The sequence below is a fragment of the Streptomyces boncukensis genome, assembly GCF_011045075.1.
Classification (GTDB): domain Bacteria; phylum Actinomycetota; class Actinomycetes; order Streptomycetales; family Streptomycetaceae; genus Streptomyces; species Streptomyces boncukensis.
The window spans coordinates 1-2,941 of the sequence record NZ_JAAKZZ010000719.1 but is presented as its reverse complement, the minus strand read 5'-3'; the positions used below and the strand labels follow the sequence as shown (position 1 = coordinate 2,941).

General features: G+C 71.1%; 2 protein-coding genes. Both read left to right on the top strand.

Features of this window, described 5'->3' with window-relative positions; translation table 11 throughout:
- The first annotated feature begins 462 nt into the window (after positions 1–462).
- On the top strand, positions 463–1,707 hold the full coding sequence (locus G5C65_RS34730; RefSeq protein ID WP_165303044.1) for a glycosyltransferase: 1,245 nt from the start codon (positions 463–465) through the stop codon (positions 1,705–1,707).
- 54 nt (positions 1,708–1,761) lie between these two features.
- Positions 1,762–2,925: a non-hydrolyzing UDP-N-acetylglucosamine 2-epimerase gene (wecB, locus tag G5C65_RS34725; RefSeq protein WP_241266273.1), complete on the top strand. Its 1,164-nt coding sequence runs from the start codon at positions 1,762–1,764 to the stop codon at positions 2,923–2,925.
- The last annotated feature ends 16 nt before the right edge of the window (positions 2,926–2,941 follow it).

Here is a 2,941-nt window from a genome sequence, read left to right as displayed (position 1 = left end):
CCCCCGGGCCCGTCTCACTGGTTTCACGATCATTCCCCCCTCCCCTCCGCCAACACCGGCGAAGGGTCTCACCGACATGAATTCAGCGATTCTTCTGGGCGATCAAGGAAAGTGTCAACGCGGCGACACGGGAACTCCCTTACGACTTCTCCGACTTTCCGTTTCCCCTTCTGGGACCGCCCCGGCTTCTGCTATGTTCTCCCTCGCGCGATGGGGACGCGTGGTGACATATATGTTTTGGGGGGAACATGTACGGACTGCCCGTACCCGGGGCGCTGCTGCCCCTGGCGGGGGCGCTGGCGGCGCCGACGACGATACCCGGATTACCGCTGGCCAGGGCCCTGCAGGCGACGGCCGGAGCCGGATTCGCACTCTATGTCCTGACGGCCTGTCTGATACTCCTGGTCCGCAAGCGATTACGCCGGGGCACAGATCCGGCGCAGGCGGGCGCCGGGGGCGGCCGTGATCACTGAGCTGCTCCTGTGGGCGAGCATGGCGCTGATCATCGCGGCCGGCTCCTACAACACCGCGCTGTTTCTCCTCTCCCGGCGCAGAATCCACCACAACCGCACACCGCAGAATGAGCGGTTCTACGTATTTCTGCTGGCCTGCCTGAACGAAGAGAAAGTGCTTTCGGAAAGCCTGGAGCGGATCACCTCGCTGCCCGTCGGAAATTTCCTGGCGCTGGTCATCGACGACGCCTCCGACGACCGCACGGCGGAGATCGCCCGGTCCGCCGATCCGCACCGGGTACGGCTCCACCAGCGCACCCCGCCGGCCGCCCGCCGGGGCAAGGGGGCCGCGCTCAACGACGGCGTACGGCATCTGCGCGAGTCCGGGCTGCTCGCCGGGCGCCGCCCCGGCGACGTGATCCTGTGCGTGGTCGACGCGGACGGACGGCTCGACCCGCACGTCGTACAGGCCGTCGATCCCTACTTCGACGACCCCGGCACGGGCGCGGTGCAGGTCTGCGTGCGGATGTACAACCGGCGCCAGGGGCTGCTCGCCCGGATGCAGGACATGGAGTTCATCGTCTACGGCGATGTCTTCCAGAGCGCGCGCCGCTTCATCGGCAGCGTGGGCATGGGAGGCAACGGGCAGTTCATGCGGCTGTCGGCGCTCGACACGCTGGGCGAGGAAGGGCCGTGGAGCGACAGCCTCACCGAGGACCTCGACCTCGGGGTACGGCTGATCGCCCAGGGCTGGACCAACCAGCACTGCACCGCCGCCGCGGTCTCCCAACAGGCCGTGCTGAGCCTGCGGCGCCTGGTGCGCCAGCGGTCCCGCTGGTTCCAGGGCCATCTGCAGTCGGCAGGGCTGGTCCCGCTCATCCTGCGGAAGGTGCCCACCCGGGCCGCGCTGGACCTCCTCTACCACCTCTCCAGCCCGGTGCTGATCCTGCTCACCTCGCTGCTGCCGGTGTCCTTCCTCATCGCGGTGGCCGCCACCGCCGTGGCCTCGCTCCGTGCCGGACACCCGCTCGTCTCACCGCTGTGGCTGCTCGGCCCGTATCTCCTCTCGTTCACGGCCGCCTACGCGTACGGCTTCGTCTACGCGAGGCGCGAGCGGGAGCTCGGGCTGGTGCGCTCGGTGCTGCTCGCCCACGTCTTCATCCTGTACGGCTACATCTGGTTCGCCGCCGGCTGGTGGGGCCTGTGGCGGATGTTCACCGGCCAGCGGGGCTGGCTGAAGACCGCCCGCACCTGAGCCGGTCTCTCACGTTCACGCGGTCGGCCGACCGCACGCCCAAGGGGGGCTCTTATGTCCGTACACACGTCCGCTGTGCCCGTACGCGCCATGCTGGTGCTCGGGACCCGCCCGGAAGCGATCAAACTGGCCCCGGTGGCCCGCGCGATGGCCTCCGACCTCCGGTTCGAGCCGGTGGTCGTCGCCACCGGGCAGCACCGCGAGATGCTGCACCAGATGCTCGGCCTGCTGGGGGTCGACGTCCGCACCGCGCTCGATGTGATGCGGGAGAGACAGCAGCTCTCCGAGCTGACCGCCCGCCTGGTCGGGGAGCTCGGCGGGGTCATCCGCGCGCAGCGGCCGGACACGGTCGTGGTGCAGGGGGACACCACGACCGCGCTGGCCGGCGCGCTGGCCGCGTTCTACGAGCGGATCCCGGTGGCCCATGTCGAGGCCGGGCTGCGCACCGGCGTCATGGACAACCCCTTCCCGGAGGAGCTGAACCGCTGTCTGATCGGGCGCATGGCCCGCTGGCACTTCACCCCGACCCCGCGCGCCGCCGGGCACCTGACCCGCGAGGGCATCCCCGCCGAGGGGGTGTTCACCACCGGCAACACCGTCGTCGACAACCTGCTGTGGGTGCTGGCCGAGGGCGCGGGCACCTCCGCCTTCCGCAGCTGCGCCAAGCGGATCCTGGTCACCCTGCACCGCCGGGAGAACCAGGGCCACCGGATGCGCGGCATGGGCCGGTCGCTGTGCCGCCTCGCCGGCCGCGGGGACGTGGAGATCGTGCTGCCGCTGCACCGGAGCCCCGCCGTCCGGGACGCGCTGCTGTGCGAGGTCGACGGGCGCGAGGGCTTCACCCTGGTCGACCCGCTCGACTATGTGGACTTCGTCGCGACCCTGGCCGAGTGCGACCTGGTGCTCACCGACTCCGGCGGCATCCAGGAGGAGGCACCGACCCTCAGCAAGCCGGTGCTCGTCCTGCGCACCACCACCGAGCGCCCCGAGGCGGTCGAGGCGGGCGCGGCCCGGCTGGTCGGCACCGACCCGGAGACCATCGTCAGCGCCGCCGGGCGGCTGCTCGACGACCCGGCGGAGTACCGGCGGATGGCGGGTGCGGGGAACCCGTTCGGGGACGGGCGGGCCGCGGCCCGCATCCTGGCCCGGCTGGCGGAGGACGTCACCGCCGAGCCGGCGGCCGGCCTCACCGCGTCCGGACCGTACTCGACGGCATGACACCCGCCCGGCGCAC

Excerpts from the sequence above, each read along its gene's own strand:
- wecB (WP_241266273.1), top strand. The coding sequence starts at position 1,762 with ATGTCCGTACACACGTCCGCTGTGCCCGTACGCGCCATGCTGGTGCTC.